The following is a 16,248-nucleotide window of genomic DNA, read 5'->3' on the forward strand; positions in this document are numbered from 1 at the left end:
TGAGCCTAGGCACACCTAAGTGTTAGGGTGTCTGAATAGGTGAAGCCGTTGCTACTACTTCGGATGCCGTGGGAGCTATCATGAGCTCCTCCAGTAGGTCTGGTGGGACGGCATCCAAGGCGTCTTCGCTCTCGATAGTTTCGACCACCATCCTGCGCCCTACGAGAAGGGCACGGATGGCATTGGCGCACTTGAGGGCGATTCGCTCAAGCACATTGGCACGTAGTTGCCCTATATTCACGACCATCTTTATAGAGTGAAAAGAGGCAGCAGCGTTTCTGCTCCAGCGAGTGAAGCGGAAAGCCTTTCTTTGTCCCAATAGCGTGTGCTTGTGCATCACCTATCCAAGTTATTTAATCTAAGTGATTACTTGGTGACCTTCTCAAGCCACTTCACCATAGAGAGCATAACTCCCATGGAGATGAGACAGAAGCCAGCAAATACCGCCCAAGTCATCCATTGTTCTGGGAAGCGATTTAGCATAGTCACTCCCAAGGCAATAAATAAGTTGCCTATCGCTGTCGCAGTCAGCCACAAGCCTTGGCAAATACCTTGCAGGTGCTTTGGAGCAATCTTGGAAACAAATGACAATCCGAGAGGAGATATGAACAACTCAGCAGAAGTCAAGAAGAAGTAGGTAACGATAAGAACCCATGGGCTGGCCTTCATCGCATCGCGCACATTTACATCCCAAGAAACGAATTCTTTTGCAGATGGGTATTCAAATATCATTGCTACAATCATCAGAAAGATGTAAGCTGAAGCTGCCACAAACATACCAATAGCAATCTTCCTAGGAGTGCTAATTTCTTTACCTCGTTTGGCTAACCTTCCAAAGAACCACATAATAAGTGGCGTAAGAAGGATTACAAAACCAGGATTAATAGCCTGCCATATCTCTGGAGCTACATTCTTGGTGTTGACAAAGTCTCTAGCAAATACAGATAACGACTGACCGTTTTGGTGGAAAGAGAACCAGAAGAATACTGCGACACCCAATACTGCAAACAGAGCATATAATCTTTGCTTTATTTCTGTCGCTTGGGCTATTTTCTCTTCTGGAGTGTATTCAACTACAACTTTCTTGTCCTTCTTCACAGGAGTAGGAAGAGTCTTCTTATTCATCAAGAAGATAACCAACGAGAGCAACATCGCAATTACAGATGCTACAAACGAATAGTGAACACCTGTATTGAACACCTCTAAGTAGCTTTGGCAAAAATCTGCTATTTGATCTGCCGCAATTGGCTGTGGGTTAATTTGGACTTTAGAGATAAGCTCAGTTAGATTGCTCATATCTGTAGATGTCATCTCTGCTGCATTCCCAATATATTTATGGCAAAGTGCAGGAAGATCAGAATTGTAGGTAAAACCATTTCTTCCGAGCCACCAGCTACGTAGTGTAGGTGCGATGAAAGGTGCAATCAACCCCCCTATATTGATAAATACATAAAAGATTTGGAAGCCTGCATCACGCTTGTCTTTTGCTATCTTCAAAGCAGCTTCGTCCTTTTTCGCAGCTTCTGCCTCGAAGTTATCGTACATCTGTCCGATGATTGCCTGAAGGTTCCCTTTGAATAAACCATTACCAGCAGCAATGATAAGCAAAGTAAAGCAAGTAAAAGGCAATAACCAACCAATATTAGCTGATGTTGATAATATAGGAATAGAGAGCAATCCATAACCAACTGCCATCACGATTAGTCCAGATATGATGGTTCCTTTGTAGTTCTGTGTCCTATCAGCAATGATACCACCAGGCAAACTTAATACGTAAATTAAGAAATAGAAAACAGCATAAATCCAGCCAGAGATTTCATCACTGATACCGAACTTAGAAGATAAGAACAACAGTAAAACTGCATTCATAATGTAGTAGCCGAAGCGTTCTCCCATGTTGCTGAGAGCAGCCGCCACCAATCCTTTAGGATGTTCTTTAAACATGTTGTAAGCTTTTGTTTGTAAGTTAATATTTGAGTTAAATTAATTGTCTATTACTGGTGGATTTCTCGTACCTCCTTGAGCCCTCCATTGCTGGGATAAAACTCTACGGACGTATTTTTACCCTTAGTGGTAAAGAGTACCATATCTAGAGCCTCAAGGCTACCAAGCTGGGCTACCGGTATCTCCTTAGATACCATACGCTCGCCACGGAAAGTCACAGTCGCCCTTACTAGTCCAGGGACACGGTAGGTGATACCTTTCTCCAAGCGCTTTTGGAGCTTGCTTTGCTCCCGCTCCTCTAGCTGAGGGGCTTGCTCTATAATCTCTAGATCGAGATAGATAGGTTCGCCCCTAAGGTCGTCGTGAGTGAGGAGCCCCAACTGCTCTGAGAAGCGAGCCACCACACGGTGCCCCTCCTCGGTAGCCGATAGATTGGCGACCACCTCCACGCCCTCAGCGCTCTGCCTAATACCATTGAATAGCCCCATGAAAGCCCGCTCCCTCTGATCCAGTCGTTCCACAGCGATCTTAAGTGCCTCGCCATCAGCAAAAGGCTGCTCCGACTCACCGCTAATGACCAAGTTGCGACTCTCTCGGGTGCGGTATATCTCATCGGCAAGGATCTGTGCCTTTGCCGCTATCGTTGTAGCCTGGATATACTCAGGGGGTAGCATACGAGACGAGAGGTCGTCGGTACGCCCAATCATTGGCTTCTTCGTTTCAGGAAGCTGTACTACGTCAGTGGTATTTACATTGACACCTATCAGTATGCCCTCTTTAGTGAGAGAGACATCCGTGGCTGTGCTGTTTTTCTTGAAGTCGATAGAGTACCTTTGATCGGGATCAGCTACACCATAAGCCCCAAGGTTTAGTCCCTTAAGCTGATAATATGTAGCAGGCTCTATGATAGCATCCCGACTACCGAGGAAGCGCTCGGCATAGAGCGATAGCTCTCCGGGTTGCTCTATCACTTTCTCTAGCTCTACCTGTAAGTAGAGATGGGTAAGCGGCAGGGCATACACGACCCTATTGTCGTTGAGTGCGGCAACACTGTATCGCTCTACTCTCTGGGCAGCACTGCCACTCCAGAGAACAAGCGACACGATAACAGCCGCTAAAATCCTATTTATCCTCATCATACTTGATCCCGAAATACAGATTACCGACAAATATAACAAAAACTTACTAGTTAGAATCTATTAACTCAGCTAGAATCAGCCTAAATATGAGGTTGGCGCAATAATGATGGACTCCGCCAAGCTGTAGGCGAAGATGGTAGCCACGGTAATAGTCGTGGCAAAAAGCGCTCACTAGAGCATGCGTTTTGGCTCGCGCAAGGAGCAAAATTTATTCCTAGGAATAAATTTATTTTTCTGTACAAATAAAAATATTTATCTCTAGGAATAAATATTTTTATTCCTAGGAATAAGTTTGCCGGATATGGCAGTTCACATTCAGTAAGTGCCGATATCCAATTGGAGCAGTATCTATTGGATCATGAAGTTCTCTTGTGAGAGCTAAAAATGTGTATCCACTTATCTTTGTTTCCTTAGGTGTTTAGCACCAGCTGAAGGGATATATAGGTAATAATGCGTACGGAGATATAATTGAATTCATTTGCAGTGCGGAAAAATCGTATCTTTGTAATATACATTGTGTAGTATACTTAACAATCAACGGTACAGTCTGATGAACTTGAAGAGAATCTTATATCTCATTTATGTCGTATTGGTCGCCTTGCCAATCTTTGTGGTGCTCACGATACTCACAGCTGTGATATCAGCACTTGGCAGTATTGCTGGTGCGGAGCGAATATTTGGTTATTGGCCAGGTAGGATATGGAGTAAGCTAACGTTATGGGTTCTGCTTATTCCTGTAAAGGTGATAGGAAGGGAGTATCTCCCTAAGGATCGTCCTACTGTGGTGGCGCCCAACCATACGAGTGCTATGGATATATTTCTCCTCTATGGATATGCTGGCGTGCGGTTTAAGTGGGTGATGAAGGGTTCGCTCAGAAATATCCCTTTCGTGGGGTGGGCGTGCGAAAAGATTGGCTTTATATTTGTGGATAATACGCCTTCGGGCGCTAAGCGTGTGGTGGAGGACTGCGAGAAGGCTATTGAGAATGGGTACCATATCTTTATGTTTCCAGAAGGGAGCAGAACGCTCACTGGGCGATTGGATAGACTGAGAAAGGGGGCTTTCAAGGTGGCTATGGAGACTGGCGTGCCTATAGTGCCTGCCAAGATCAAGGGCGGTTTTGAGATCTTAAAACGTGGTACTTGGGATCTGCATTGGGGACGACTGAGCCTACAATTCTTCCCTCCTATTGAGACCGATAAGGGAAAAACAATAGAGGAGCTGATGCAAGAGGTAAGGAGCAGATTGGAGTAACGCCTCTCTTCCCTAAAAAGTAGTGTACCGATAGCCTTCCAGTGAGGGGCTATCGGTACACTACTTTTGGGGAGGAGCGAGGGAAAGCGCGCTACCTCCTACGACGGAGAAGCCTCTGTCGGTTTCTCCTTGCCATCTCTTCTCTTAGGTGAGTATCAAGGTCGGTAGGACTGCCTACGATATACTTCATGTAGAGCGTATAGAAGATCATGGTGAGGGGGAGGGCGAAGAGCATGCCGAGGAAGCCAAAGATAGCACCCCACACTGTAAGGGATAGCATGATAGCGATAGGGTGGATGCCGAGGCTCTGCCCCTGGATGGTTGGGGTGAGAATAAAGGACTGTATCACTTCACTAATAATCACCACTATTGAGGCAAAGAGGAGGAGGAGGAAAAAGTTTTCGCCTGTAGCTACCGCCTGTAGCCCTACTAGGAGTACTAGTGGGATATAGCCTAGGATCTGTAAGTAGGGAATCATATTGAGCAACCCTATAAATAGCCCAAGCGTGATACCCATTGGCAACCCTATAATGGCGAAACCAATGGCTAGGATAACGCCACAGATGAGCGAAATCAAGGCTTGTCCGCGGAAATAAGTATTGACAAAGTAGCCAATGATATCGCCAGTTTCTTGCATGACAGGGCGAGCGCTCTCAGGGAGCATATCGATAAATCCTTGTCGTACTTTATCGTAATCGATGAGCATAAATACGAAGTAGAAGAGGAAGATAAAGATGACCATAGCTCCTGAGATGGCTGTAAATGTACCTTGCAATAGTCCCCAACCCCTACTGAATATGCCTTCGATAGAGGTGACTAGCTCTTGGATATTGACACTGTAGGCAAGAGCTTCTAGCTTAGCGAGGAGTTCGCTCTTGCTTCTAACCCCTTCGGGGAGCAAACCGATAAGGTAGGCTCCGATATTATACTCCTGAAGCATGACCCAACCACGGTTGATCTCCTTGGTGATACTAGGGATAAGGATGGCGAGCACACCAATAAGCACGCCAAGGGTGAGTAATAGCACGAGCGTTACAGCTAGCCAACGGGGTTTTACCTTGAGCTTGGTCTGAAACCACTTCACTAGTGGCAACATAAGGTATGCAAGAAGCCAAGCCAGCACAAATGGTGCGAGGAAATTGGCAAGATAGGCTGTGGCAAATAGTAGGGCACCCACAAGTAATAGCACGAAGATTATTCTTGCTACCCTATCGAAGGTAAAGGGTTGTTGGAAAAACTCCTCAATCTTTCTTGGTTTCATACTTTTAATATTTGTACAGAGGACTATACACCTCAATTTGTTTATATTTGTAGCAAAGATAAATATTTATGATGAAAGGAAATGATGTTTTGAAGGGGATTGGATTATTTTGTCTACTTCTTATAGGAACTAGTGTATCGGCACAAGCTATCTACACACCATCTGAGCCAGCGGGATTGGAGCGCTCTTTTTGGTCGCTCTCTATTCAAGATGCAGAGACAGGGGAGGTACTCGTGGGGATTAGGGATCACCATTTGATGACACCCGCTAGCACGATGAAGCTGGTGAGCACTGCTACGCTATGGAGCCAGAAGGGCGGCGCAGGTAGAATACCTACGGAGATTAGGACGAATGGGAGGCTTGAGAATGGCAAGGTGGAAGGGGATATATATATTGTGGGTCAAGGAGACCCCTCTATTGGTTCACGCTATTTTTGGAATAGAGATCAGGATGTTTTCTTTAAGCAGGTGGCGCAAGGGCTAAAGGCAAAGGGAATCACTGAGATTTCGGGAGATGTGATAGCGATTGTGCCTAGGAGCGATTTTCAGGCTAATAATCCGAAATGGCTGGCTTACGATATGGGCAATGCTTATGCTGCAGGGTTATGGGAGCTCAATGCTTATGACAATAGTTATTCAATCCACTTTACGGAGAACGGACGGGGCTTTTCGGTGGAACCAGAAATACCTGAACTGAAGCTCACCAAAATGTATGACATTACGAGCACTCGGAGGAGAGACTCTATCTATATTAGCCCATTTGTATTGCCTGATGGGAGTTACCCTATCACAGGGGCTTACCCTGCCAATGTAGCCAAGCTACAGGTGCGAGGGGCTATGCCTAATCCTCCATTATTTATTGCACATAGGCTGAGGAGCTTCCTCAATAAACAAGGGGTACCGGTAAGTGGCAAGGCGACTACTGCCGAGACGATGAAGGGGAGAGGAGAGTTACTCTATACTTTTGAGTCTCCTTCGATAAGGGAGCTCATGGAGATTACTTTGGTGTACAGCCACAACCTATTTGCCGAGGGGATGCTACGACAATTGGCTATTGGGAAGACGCCACTCCCTGGGCATAACCCTACTCAGACTGCCATTGAGGAGGTGAAGAGCTACTGGAAGGGGCGTGGACTGGATACCGATGAGCTGGAGATGGTGGATGGATCGGGGCTGAGTACTCAGGATAGAGTGACCACTCATTTTCTAGCGGCTATGCTGGGAAAGGTTTACAGAGCCGACAAGAGTGGGGTGTATATGCGATTGCTCCCTCGTGCTGGTATGGATGGTACGCTCACTATATTCCTTAAGAATACACCACTACAGGGCAAGGCTCGCCTCAAGAGTGGCACACTGCGTAACGTGGTTTGCTATGCTGGATACGTAGAGCTCGGTGGCAAGACTTATACTGTTGCCCTTATGGTGAATAACTTCTATGGTAGCGCCTCTACAATACGTAAGGCTATGGAGCAGGTACTCTTGGAGTCGTTTGGTCTGAGGTAGTCGATGCCGTAATCATAAAGTAAGGGCTACGTAGTACATAATCTATTGTACTGCGTAGCCCTCACTCTATAAAACGACAAAAGCCGTACTCTCGTACGGCTTCTGACGGTTGTTCCACAATATATTAGGATGTTAGGTAAGAAAGATTGATTAGGTTATGCTTTTTGACACCACAAAGATGATAACATTCCAGCACGTAACCAAAGAAAAACTATTGCTCTATAACACCTAAACAAAGGCTTAATATTTAAGAAATCGAGCAATATTTCCTATTATTCGTAAACATATTTACGATGCTTTGTTGGCTAACTTCTCTTTTATTTGATTCTCAATGAGTTCTGCCAATTCGGGGTTTTCCTGTAAAGTTGCCTTGGCAGCCTCACGTCCCTGTCCTAGTTTGGTATCTTCGTAGTTGTACCATGAGCCACTCTTGCGGATAATGTCCATTTCGGCGCCAGCGTCCACGAGCTCACCCACCTTGGAGATACCTTCACCAAACATGATATCGAACTCAGCTTTGCGGAATGGGGGTGCGACTTTGTTTTTAGCTACCTTGACCTTTGTAAGGTTGCCAATCACCTCATTGTCGCTATCCTTTATAGGTGTGCCCTTACGGATATCCAAGCGCACGGAGGCATAATACTTCAGTGCATTACCACCTGTAGTGGTCTCGGGGTTACCGTAAGCGCCAATCTTTTCACGTAGCTGATTGATAAAGATACAAGTAGTCTGGGTCTTATTGATAATACCTGCGAGCTTGCGGAGTGCCTGACTCATCAAGCGGGCATGTAGCCCCACTCTGTTTTCTCCCATATCACCTTCGATCTCTCCCTTAGGGGTGAGCGCAGCTACGGAGTCGATTACAATCAAGTCCATTGCCGACGAGCGAATCAGGTTCTCGGCAATATCCAAAGCCTGCTCGCCTGTATCGGGCTGAGAGATCCAGAGCTTAGAGAGATCGACACCGAGAGCCTCAGCATACGAGCGGTCGAAGGCATTCTCGGCATCTATGATAGCCGCAAATCCACCCTGCTTCTGGCATTCTGCTATAGCGTGGATGGCTAGTGTCGTTTTACCCGAAGACTCTGGCCCATATATCTCAATAATCCTACCTCTTGGGTATCCGCCTACACCTAGTGCGATATCTAGGGTGAGCGAACCAGTAGGTATGGTATCAATCTCTTGGATCTCCTGTGATGCCATATTCATAATCGAGCCCTTACCGAAGTTCTTCTCGATTTTAGCCATCACCGCTTCGAGTGCCTTTAATTTATCGTTTTGCAGAGCCATATTCTCTGCATCTTTCTTTGCCATTAGGGTATATTATTTGTCTAGTTCGTTAATAATCTTGATGAGTTGGGCCGCATGCTCCTTGGTCTTGACATCCTTCCCAGCTACTATAGCTCTGACTACACCAGCCTCGTCAATCACGAAGGTGGTGCGCTGAGTACCCATGTACTTACGTCCGTACATGCTCTTTTCTACCCAAACACCAAACGCTTGGTTGAGCTCGGTCTCTGTATCTGCAATCAGAGGAAAAGGTAACCCATGCTTCTCGATAAAGCCCTTATGACTTTTGGCGCTATCCTTGCTTACTCCTATCACAGTATAACCTGCCTCCTTGAGTTCAGTAATACCGTCCCTGAGGCTACAAGCCTGAGCAGTGCAGCCACTGGTATTGTCCTTAGGGTAGAAATAAAGTATCACCCGCTGACCAGCGAGGTTCTCGCGGGTGATCTCGTTACCATCTTGGTCTACCCCGAGTCGTTCGGGTATCTTGTCGCCTACCTTAATCATAGCTCAAGGTCGATATCGTGTAGTTCGTGCCAAGGCAAGCCTTGCTTAGCTAGCTCCTCTAGGAATGGGTCTGGGTTGAACTCCTCTACATTGAAGACACCTGCACCGCTCCATAGTCCCTTGAAGAACATAATTGCTCCCGTAGTGGCAGGCACGCCAGTGGTATAGCTCACACCTTGAGCACCGGTCTCCTTGTACGCTGCCTCGTGGCTACAGTTATTGTAGATGTAGTAGGTCTTCTCCTTGCCATCCTTCACACCACGGATACGGCAGCCGATAGAGGTCTGACCGGTATAGTTTTCGCCTAGTTCCTTAGGGTCGGGCAGCACAGCTTTGAGGAACTGTATAGGTACAATCTCACGCCCCTCATACATGATAGGCTCGATACTGGCCATACCGATATTCTGAATCACACGTAGGTGGGTAAGGTACTCCTGTCCGAAGGTCATCCAAAAGCGAGCCCTCTGGAGGGAAGGGAAGTTCTTCACCAAGCTTTCCAGCTCCTCATGATAGAGTAGGTAGCTCTCACGTGGGCCTACCTCAGGATAGGTGAGTGGCTTGTGTATCTCAAGTGGCTCCGTCTCTACCCACTCGCCATTCTGCCAATACTTACCTCTCTGGGTCACCTCACGGATATTGATTTCGGGGTTGAAGTTGGTTGCAAAAGCCTTGTGGTGGTCACCCGCATTACAATCTACGATATCGAGCTGATGCATCTCGTCGAAGTGATGCTTAGCTGCATAAGCAGTGAAAACACTCGTTACACCTGGGTCGAATCCACAACCTAGGATAGCAGTTAACCCCGCCTCCTTGAAGCGATCTTGGTATGCCCATTGCCAGCTGTACTGATACTTAGCCTCGTCGAGCGGCTCATAATTGGCAGTGTCTAGGTAGTTCACACCGCACTCAAGGCAGGCATCCATGATGGTTAGATCTTGATAGGGAAGCGCTACATTGATAACGAGCTCGGGCTTGAAGTCATTGAACAGTGCCACAAGCTCCTCTACCTTATCGGCATCTACTTGGGCAGTCTTGATCTTCGCCTCAGTGATTTTACTTGCTATAGCATCGCACTTAGCTTTGTTGCGGCTAGCTAGCATGATATCAGTAAAGATATGGCTATTCATAGCCACCTTCTTTGCCACTACAGTGCCCACACCTCCAGCACCGATAATGAGTACACGTCCTTTCATTTCTCCTATATATTTAATTTAGTTCTAAATTCAAAATAATCTCTCATTCAAAGATACCAAAATTCGGGGAGTCCACCAGCCAAGGTTTTATTATCGTACAGAGAGAGAATAAGTAACATAAATGAAAAGGACTTGACCACACCCACACAAGTGATGATGCGACCAAGTCCAAAGTTCTACAAAAGTTCTATATAACAGACCTTGTTATCTAACCACAACGGAGTAGTCTTCTACCTCACCGTATGTGAATATCTCATCGGGGGCTGGATAGCCATCGTAAGTCTTCATCGATACGCGCATACGATAGGAGCCTGATTGGAGATTATTACTAAGAGAGAATTGACCTGAAACGACCTGTGAACTGCTCGTGTTTACTATCATCTCTGATCTGGAGAAGACACCATCGTTGTTGAAGTCTATCCAAACACGCCAGTAGTTGTTATACTTATTAGTAGTTCCAAAGCCCGGCGTTAAAGTAATCGTATTATTCCCCCTTGATATTGGGAAACTACCGATCGTCGTATAATCAGCATATCCACTACCTGTGCGAGAGTTCGCAACATATCTATTTAGTCCCACTCCAGAGATGAAAGCATAGTAAGAATCCCTTGCATAAGAGATTGGATAGGTTGGCTGGTCAGGATCTGGTGAAGGCGTGACATTGCCCCTAGGCTGAATACCGATAATGATATCCTGATAGTAGTTGAAGCCTCCACTACCTCCGCCGATACCTAGGCTACCTGGATTCAAAGCATTGGTCAAAAAATAACCGTCCGAAGAGCCACCCCAACCCCAATTAAAACTGAAGTAACCACGAGAGTCATATCCATCGCAAACGAATGAGTGACCTCCTCCACGACCACTTCCTGCATACTGTACAGGGCGTCCAGCAGAGAGCTCTTCACGTAAAATATTATGCCACTGAGATGCTGAATAACCAGTGTCGCGGTACAGCTGACGAACAGTAGTATCGTAATAATAATGATTTACGAGCAAGTCAGGAATATATCTTTGGTAGGTACCACTACCTTTTCTGCTAAACTGCATATTAAGACCAATAGCTACGTCGTAGCAGAATTGTGCTACGTCCCTATTTGGTGAGCGGAGTGTAGCCTTAGGCATATTGCTCCAATTGAGAGGGTGGTCGAAGTTGACACTTCTTCCATCTACTGTGCTCGTGTGAGAGCCTCTCCCACGGCTTGGGTATTCCCAGTACCTCATAATCTGTGAAGTTGCAGTAGCCACACAGCCTACAGGCGTACCCGTTGGACAAAGATCGTTGTAGTAAGGAGCTTGGTTCCACTTGATCGTGCCGAGCAGTGGCTTAACAGAAGCGGCTGCGACACGTGTTGTGGCCTCATCGGCATTTACTGAGCGTAGAGCGCCCTCTCTCCATTGCTTGGTTGCATCGGTACTCTTTATGTTCTTCCAAGAGTAGCGTATCTCATCGGCATAGCCCTTAAGTACAGCCTTGAGGTTGTCTGGCATCTGGTCGCCTACGGCAAATGTATTTTCCTCTGAGTAACCAAGAACAGGATAGGTAGTCTCAGACGCTGAAACGATGATGAAGCCTTTATCTCCAATGTTGTAGACATAGTAAGCAGGGAGATCACTATACTCCGTTCCGTCATTAGCACGTAAGTTGCTTGGCTCAGTATACACCAAAGTAAGCTGTTCCCCTCCAGAACGTAAATCATTCACCTTAAGAAAGTTCTCTGCAATCTTCTGTGCTTCGAGCTCAGACACAAAAGCGTCTGCATCTCCTGATGTTGCCTCTGCTATATCCGACATCCGAGACTGATTGCTACAAGAAACCGCGAAGATAGCAACTAACGCAGTGAAAGAGACAACAACCCCTCTCCATAGCTTCTTGCCAAGTGTTGAGATCGATGCCCATACACTTTCTACAAAACTTCTTCTTTTCATAAGCTGTTCTTTGATAGTTAATAAAAACTCCTATCGATAGATTGTACTCTATCTCGAAGAGTGCTTCTAATACAGTTCTCCTCTGCCATGGTATTATGTTTTAGAGAGCTCGGAGCCTTAGGTCTCTAGTTTTTTTAGTCACCTATATGAAATTAAGATATAATTATCGTCGCAACATTTTACGTTTATATTCTAATAATCATACTTACCTTACATTTAGAATGCGAATAAACATGCATGCAATCAAAAAGAGAACACCCAAAGGTAGTAAGTATTTTCTTAACTGCACAATATTATTGACATAAATTCATTGAATAAATGGTTTTATCATATTATTGAAGTATAAAATAGGACATTCATTTCGATAATATCCAAAATATGGTCTAATTCAATCCATAATTTACCTATGAAGAAGAGGAGCGCACCCCTCGTGGGATGCGCTCCTCTTCTTTACTGAAAGCGTAAGTAACCTATACAGATTACTGGATGGTCAATAGGGTATCGCCGTCCTGTACACTCTGGTTTTGGTTAACGAGGATAGAGGTAACCACACCATCGCGGTCGGCCTTGATATCATTCTCCATCTTCATCGCCTCTAGTACCATTACCTTCTGACCCTTCTTCACAGCATCACCTACCTTAGCCATAATCTTTACGATTACTCCAGGGAGTGGAGACTTAAGTGGTGCGCCTGCGCCTGCGCCTGCTGTTGCAGCTGGGGCAGGAGCGGCTGGCGCTGCCTCTGGTTGTGGAGCTGGCGCTGCGGCAGGTGCTGCAGGCTTAGCCACTGGGGTAGCTTTAGGCGCTACTGCTGCTGCAGCCCAAGCCTCTTGGTCAATATCATAAGACCTATCGAGTTCCACATCGTAGCTCTCGCCATTGACCCTAACTTCGGCAATATTCTCCTTTATGCTGACTACATCTACCTGGTACTGAACCCCATTGATAGTATAATTAAATGTCTTCATATAGATATCTCTGTCTACTTATTTATCAAATACTTACTTCCTCCTAGGGAGCTGACGGAGTGTCAACACCTTACTACCCCAAGGGGAATTGCTATGCTTAGCCTTATCGATAGTGATTACATTGCTCTCCCTATCGTGAGGCGTACCAAGCGTCTCATGGAGCGCCATAGCTATAGCAGCGTATACGTCCTTGTTGGATGGTATCTTGAAATTCATATCAATCGTGATTACAATGGGATGTTGTCGTGCTTCTTAGCTGGTAGGGTCAGCTGCTTATTCTCGAGCTGACGTAGTGCCCTAATGATGCGGAAGCGAGTATTTCGTGGCTCAATAACATCATCGATATAGCCGTAAGACGCAGCATTGTAAGGATTAGCAAATGCCTTGCGGTATTCCTCTTCCTTCTCTATAGCCTTGGCTGCTGGGTTCTCAGCTTCCTTCACTTCCTTAGCAAATACCACCTCTACGGCACCGCTTGGTCCCATCACTGCAATCTCAGCACTTGGCCAAGCGTAGTTGATATCACCACGTAGGCTCTTAGAGCTCATCACGATGTATGCACCACCGTATGCCTTGCGGAGGATACAAGTCACCTTTGGTACTGTAGCCTCGCCGTAAGCGTATAGTAGCTTAGCACCGTGAGTAATCACTGCATTGTACTCCTGACCTGTACCTGGGAGGAATCCCGGTACGTCCACAAGGGTTACTAGTGGGATATTGAAGGCATCGCAGAAGCGTACAAAGCGCGCTGCCTTACGAGATGCATTCACATCCAGTGCACCTGCCTTACTCTTTGGCTGGTTGGCTACGATACCTACACTCTTACCACCCATGCGGGCGAATCCACAGATGATATTATTGGCGAAGTCCTTGTGTACCTCGAGGAATGCCCTATTATCTACAATAGCACCCAGTACCTCATACATATCGTATGCCTTATTAGGATTATCTGGGATAATCTCATTGAGCAAGTCTTCCATACGATCAATAGGATCAGTACACTCTACGTCGGGTGCGGTCTCCATATTATTGGATGGTAGGAAGCTGATGAGGTGGCGGATAAGTTCGATACCCTCCTGCTCGGTAGGCACTGAGAACTGTGCTACACCACTTTTTGTGGTATGTACCGATGCACCACCAAGTTCCTCTTGGGTTACATCTTCGTGGGTCACTGTCTTTACTACCTTTGGACCTGTAAGGAACATATAGGATGACCCCTCTACCATCAGGATGAAGTCGGTAAGAGCAGGAGAATACACAGCACCTCCAGCACAAGGTCCAAAGATAGCTGTGATCTGTGGTACTACACCGCTCGCCAAGATATTGCGCTCGAAAAGCTCAGCATAACCAGTAAGAGCATTCACACCCTCCTGGATACGTGCACCACCCGAATCGTTGATACCGATTACTGGAGCACCTACCTTCATCGCCATGTCCATTACCTTACAGATCTTGGCAGCGTGCATCTCTCCTAGTGAACCAGCAATAGCGGTGAAGTCCTGTGCATATACATACACTAGTCGGCCATCAATAGTGCCGCTACCAGTCACCACACCATCACCTAGTACCTTGTTCTTGTCGATGCCAAAGTTGTGTGAGCGAAGCTCCACAAACATATCCATCTCCTCGAAGCTGCCCTTGTCTAGAAGCAAATCAATACGCTCACGAGCAGTCATCTTGCCCTTCTCGTGTTGCTTCTGTATCCTCGCCTCACCACCGCCGAGGCGTGCCTTGGCGCGTAGCTCTATCAGCTCTTGAATCTTCTCTACCTGAGTACTCATATTATAGCTCTAAATGTTATGTATACACTTGTTATTTGTTGTCGGGCTTACTGCAGACTTCGGTGAGTACCTTTCCAGTGCTCTTAGGGTGCATAAATCCGATAAGTAGTCCCTCAGCACCCTTGCGTGCCTTCTGGTCGATAAGCTGTACCCCTAGCTCCTTCGCTTTATCTAGTGCCTCCTGAGTGTTAGGGACACAATAAGCGATATGATGGATGCCTTCGCCCTTCTTCTCGATAAATTTAGCAATTGTACTATCGGGGCTAGTAGGCTCTAGCAACTCAATCTTAGTATTAGAGTTGCCCACCTTGAAGAAAGCGGTCTTTACCTTTTGATCCTCCACAACTTCGATGTTGTAGCACTCCCATCCGAGCACTTGCTCGTAGAATGGACGATGCTCCTCTATGCTATTCACAGCAATACCTAGATGCTCAATGTGTGAGATATCCATACGTCTAAATCTTTTTTTTGAGTTGTATATTATTCTTTATATCCTTTCATTGTGAAGTAGTTGTCGAGCTACCCTAGCGCAAATATATACTTTATTCCCTATATAACCATATTTTTGGAGCATATATTTCTATGATAGCAATTTATGACCTACCGACTATAATATACCTATATACTGCACACAGATACAGGTCAAAAGCAGAGGTCGGCTTCCAACTGTTGTGGAAGTCGACCTCTACTCATATCTCTATCGTTATATAGAACGGTGTATTACTTCATCTCGAGCGCTTGGAGATATTTCTCAGCCTCTACCCTAAAGTCAGAAGCACTGTACTTGTCGAGAACGGTCTGGTAGCTAGCCTTAGCCTTCGCAGTATTACCTAGCGCCTCGTAAGCGATACCAGCTTTAATAAGGTAGATTGGCGATAGCAAATCATTGTCGGCACGCTCGGCAGCCTTTTCAAAATACTTCACGCCCTCTTCCACCTTGTCCATATCCACATAGCAGTCTCCAATAAGACCATAAACGCTTGGGTTAGCCATGGTGTCCTTAGACTTGAACTTCTTCAGGTGCTCAATCGCCTTGTCGTACTCGCCAAGGTTATAGTAGCTGATACCTGCATAAGCCTGAGCAAGATTGCCAGAGGGGGTACTGCCATACTTGTCTATGATTTGTAGAAAACCTACTACATCAGCACCATTACCATTAAGCGCAAGAGCAAATGAGTCTACGCCAAATACCTGTTCAGCTCTAAACATCGCTGCCTGAGCCTTCTCTACACGAGGCTTCTTATACAGATAATGGTAAGCCAAGATACCTGCAATTGCCACCAAGACCACCACCGCAATAGTAATGATCGTATTGCGATTGTTGCGGATATAGGTCTCCGACTTGCTAATAGCCTCCATTGCGCCTTCCTCTATCTTATCGGTAGCGCCCATTGCTTCATGCTTCTTATCGCTCATATTATTAATTCATAATACATTGTTATTCAAAGATTGTGCAAACTTACACAAATCCCTGTATATAAT

The 16,248-nt window shown here is 46.0% G+C and carries 15 protein-coding genes; 2 read left to right on the forward strand and 13 right to left on the reverse strand.

The window, feature by feature from the left end; translation table 11 throughout:
- Window positions 1–22: 22 nt before the first annotated feature.
- The 3 genes from IX315_RS03795 to IX315_RS03805 are packed head-to-tail and all read right to left on the reverse strand — an operon-like array spanning window position 23 to window position 3,083.
- Window positions 23–340 carry a hypothetical protein gene (locus tag IX315_RS03795; protein ID WP_134849682.1) on the reverse strand — a complete coding sequence of 106 codons (318 nt, stop codon included), beginning with the start codon at window positions 338–340 and terminating at the stop codon, window positions 23–25.
- Between the two features lie 26 nt (window positions 341–366).
- Complete coding sequence (locus tag IX315_RS03800) at window positions 367–1,944, reverse strand: peptide MFS transporter (RefSeq protein ID WP_134849683.1); 1,578 nt, start codon at window positions 1,942–1,944, stop codon at window positions 367–369.
- Window positions 1,945–1,994: 50 nt separating this feature from the next.
- Window positions 1,995–3,083: a DUF4831 family protein gene (locus IX315_RS03805; RefSeq protein WP_018358407.1), complete on the reverse strand. Its 1,089-nt coding sequence runs from the start codon at window positions 3,081–3,083 to the stop codon at window positions 1,995–1,997.
- Window positions 3,084–3,633: 550 nt separating this feature from the next.
- Between IX315_RS03805 and IX315_RS03810 the strand changes: the two genes are divergently transcribed.
- Complete coding sequence (locus IX315_RS03810; protein ID WP_018358406.1) at window positions 3,634–4,338, forward strand: lysophospholipid acyltransferase family protein; 705 nt, start codon at window positions 3,634–3,636, stop codon at window positions 4,336–4,338.
- A gap of 91 nt (window positions 4,339–4,429) precedes the next feature.
- Here the strand turns inward: IX315_RS03810 and IX315_RS03815 are convergent, their stop codons facing one another.
- Window positions 4,430–5,599 carry an AI-2E family transporter gene (locus IX315_RS03815; protein ID WP_018358405.1) on the reverse strand — a complete coding sequence of 390 codons (1,170 nt, stop codon included), beginning with the start codon at window positions 5,597–5,599 and terminating at the stop codon, window positions 4,430–4,432.
- A gap of 68 nt (window positions 5,600–5,667) precedes the next feature.
- Between IX315_RS03815 and dacB the strand changes: the two genes are divergently transcribed.
- A complete protein-coding gene (gene dacB / locus IX315_RS03820; protein ID WP_211640805.1) occupies window positions 5,668–7,101 on the forward strand; it encodes a D-alanyl-D-alanine carboxypeptidase/D-alanyl-D-alanine endopeptidase in 1,434 nt (477 codons plus the stop codon).
- 288 nt (window positions 7,102–7,389) lie between these two features.
- On the opposite strand, the gene recA is transcribed toward dacB, so the two are convergent.
- The 9 genes from recA to IX315_RS03865 form a co-directional block, all read right to left on the reverse strand.
- Complete coding sequence (recA, locus tag IX315_RS03825) at window positions 7,390–8,415, reverse strand: recombinase RecA (RefSeq protein ID WP_018358204.1); 1,026 nt, start codon at window positions 8,413–8,415, stop codon at window positions 7,390–7,392.
- A gap of 9 nt (window positions 8,416–8,424) precedes the next feature.
- Window positions 8,425–8,898 carry a thioredoxin-dependent thiol peroxidase gene (bcp, locus tag IX315_RS03830; RefSeq protein ID WP_018358205.1) on the reverse strand — a complete coding sequence of 158 codons (474 nt, stop codon included), beginning with the start codon at window positions 8,896–8,898 and terminating at the stop codon, window positions 8,425–8,427.
- Window positions 8,895–10,091: a saccharopine dehydrogenase family protein gene (locus IX315_RS03835; protein ID WP_134849403.1), complete on the reverse strand. Its 1,197-nt coding sequence runs from the start codon at window positions 10,089–10,091 to the stop codon at window positions 8,895–8,897. The genes bcp and IX315_RS03835 overlap by 4 nt, the downstream gene beginning before the upstream one ends.
- 204 nt (window positions 10,092–10,295) lie before the next feature.
- A complete protein-coding gene (locus tag IX315_RS03840) occupies window positions 10,296–12,017 on the reverse strand; it encodes a C10 family peptidase (protein ID WP_211640804.1) in 1,722 nt (573 codons plus the stop codon).
- Between the two features lie 479 nt (window positions 12,018–12,496).
- The gene (locus IX315_RS03845; protein WP_211638749.1) at window positions 12,497–12,985 is read right to left on the reverse strand and encodes an acyl-CoA carboxylase biotin carboxyl carrier protein subunit; all 489 of its coding nucleotides are present in this window, start codon (window positions 12,983–12,985) and stop codon (window positions 12,497–12,499) included.
- 33 nt (window positions 12,986–13,018) lie between these two features.
- Window positions 13,019–13,201 (reverse strand): hypothetical protein, encoded by a 183-nt coding sequence (locus tag IX315_RS03850; RefSeq protein WP_018358209.1) that lies wholly within the window; start codon window positions 13,199–13,201, stop codon window positions 13,019–13,021.
- Window positions 13,202–13,212: 11 nt separating this feature from the next.
- On the reverse strand, window positions 13,213–14,766 hold the full coding sequence (locus IX315_RS03855; protein WP_134849400.1) for an acyl-CoA carboxylase subunit beta: 1,554 nt from the start codon (window positions 14,764–14,766) through the stop codon (window positions 13,213–13,215).
- A 31-nt stretch (window positions 14,767–14,797) separates the two neighbouring features.
- The gene (mce, locus tag IX315_RS03860; protein ID WP_018358211.1) at window positions 14,798–15,217 is read right to left on the reverse strand and encodes a methylmalonyl-CoA epimerase; all 420 of its coding nucleotides are present in this window, start codon (window positions 15,215–15,217) and stop codon (window positions 14,798–14,800) included.
- A 269-nt stretch (window positions 15,218–15,486) separates the two neighbouring features.
- The gene (locus tag IX315_RS03865; RefSeq protein WP_211641718.1) at window positions 15,487–16,182 is read right to left on the reverse strand and encodes a tetratricopeptide repeat protein; all 696 of its coding nucleotides are present in this window, start codon (window positions 16,180–16,182) and stop codon (window positions 15,487–15,489) included.
- Window positions 16,183–16,248 lie beyond the last annotated feature (66 nt).

Origin of the sequence: Porphyromonas levii, assembly GCF_018206105.1 — a bacterium.
GTDB lineage: Bacteria > Bacteroidota > Bacteroidia > Bacteroidales > Porphyromonadaceae > Porphyromonas_A > Porphyromonas_A levii.

Excerpts from the sequence above, each read along its gene's own strand:
- IX315_RS03800 (WP_134849683.1), bottom strand. The coding sequence starts at position 1,944 with ATGTTTAAAGAACATCCTAAAGGATTGGTGGCGGCTGCTCTCAGCAAC.
- mce (WP_018358211.1), bottom strand. The coding sequence starts at position 15,217 with ATGGATATCTCACACATTGAGCATCTAGGTATTGCTGTGAATAGCATA.
- IX315_RS03810 (WP_018358406.1), top strand. The coding sequence starts at position 3,634 with ATGAACTTGAAGAGAATCTTATATCTCATTTATGTCGTATTGGTCGCC.
- IX315_RS03845 (WP_211638749.1), bottom strand. The coding sequence starts at position 12,985 with ATGAAGACATTTAATTATACTATCAATGGGGTTCAGTACCAGGTAGAT.
- IX315_RS03855 (WP_134849400.1), bottom strand. The coding sequence starts at position 14,766 with ATGAGTACTCAGGTAGAGAAGATTCAAGAGCTGATAGAGCTACGCGCC.
- IX315_RS03850 (WP_018358209.1), bottom strand. The coding sequence starts at position 13,201 with ATGAATTTCAAGATACCATCCAACAAGGACGTATACGCTGCTATAGCT.
- IX315_RS03865 (WP_211641718.1), bottom strand. The coding sequence starts at position 16,182 with ATGAGCGATAAGAAGCATGAAGCAATGGGCGCTACCGATAAGATAGAG.
- IX315_RS03840 (WP_211640804.1), bottom strand. The coding sequence starts at position 12,017 with ATGAAAAGAAGAAGTTTTGTAGAAAGTGTATGGGCATCGATCTCAACA.
- IX315_RS03805 (WP_018358407.1), bottom strand. The coding sequence starts at position 3,083 with ATGATGAGGATAAATAGGATTTTAGCGGCTGTTATCGTGTCGCTTGTT.
- dacB (WP_211640805.1), top strand. The coding sequence starts at position 5,668 with ATGATGAAAGGAAATGATGTTTTGAAGGGGATTGGATTATTTTGTCTA.
- IX315_RS03835 (WP_134849403.1), bottom strand. The coding sequence starts at position 10,091 with ATGAAAGGACGTGTACTCATTATCGGTGCTGGAGGTGTGGGCACTGTA.
- recA (WP_018358204.1), bottom strand. The coding sequence starts at position 8,415 with ATGGCAAAGAAAGATGCAGAGAATATGGCTCTGCAAAACGATAAATTA.
- IX315_RS03815 (WP_018358405.1), bottom strand. The coding sequence starts at position 5,599 with ATGAAACCAAGAAAGATTGAGGAGTTTTTCCAACAACCCTTTACCTTC.
- bcp (WP_018358205.1), bottom strand. The coding sequence starts at position 8,898 with ATGATTAAGGTAGGCGACAAGATACCCGAACGACTCGGGGTAGACCAA.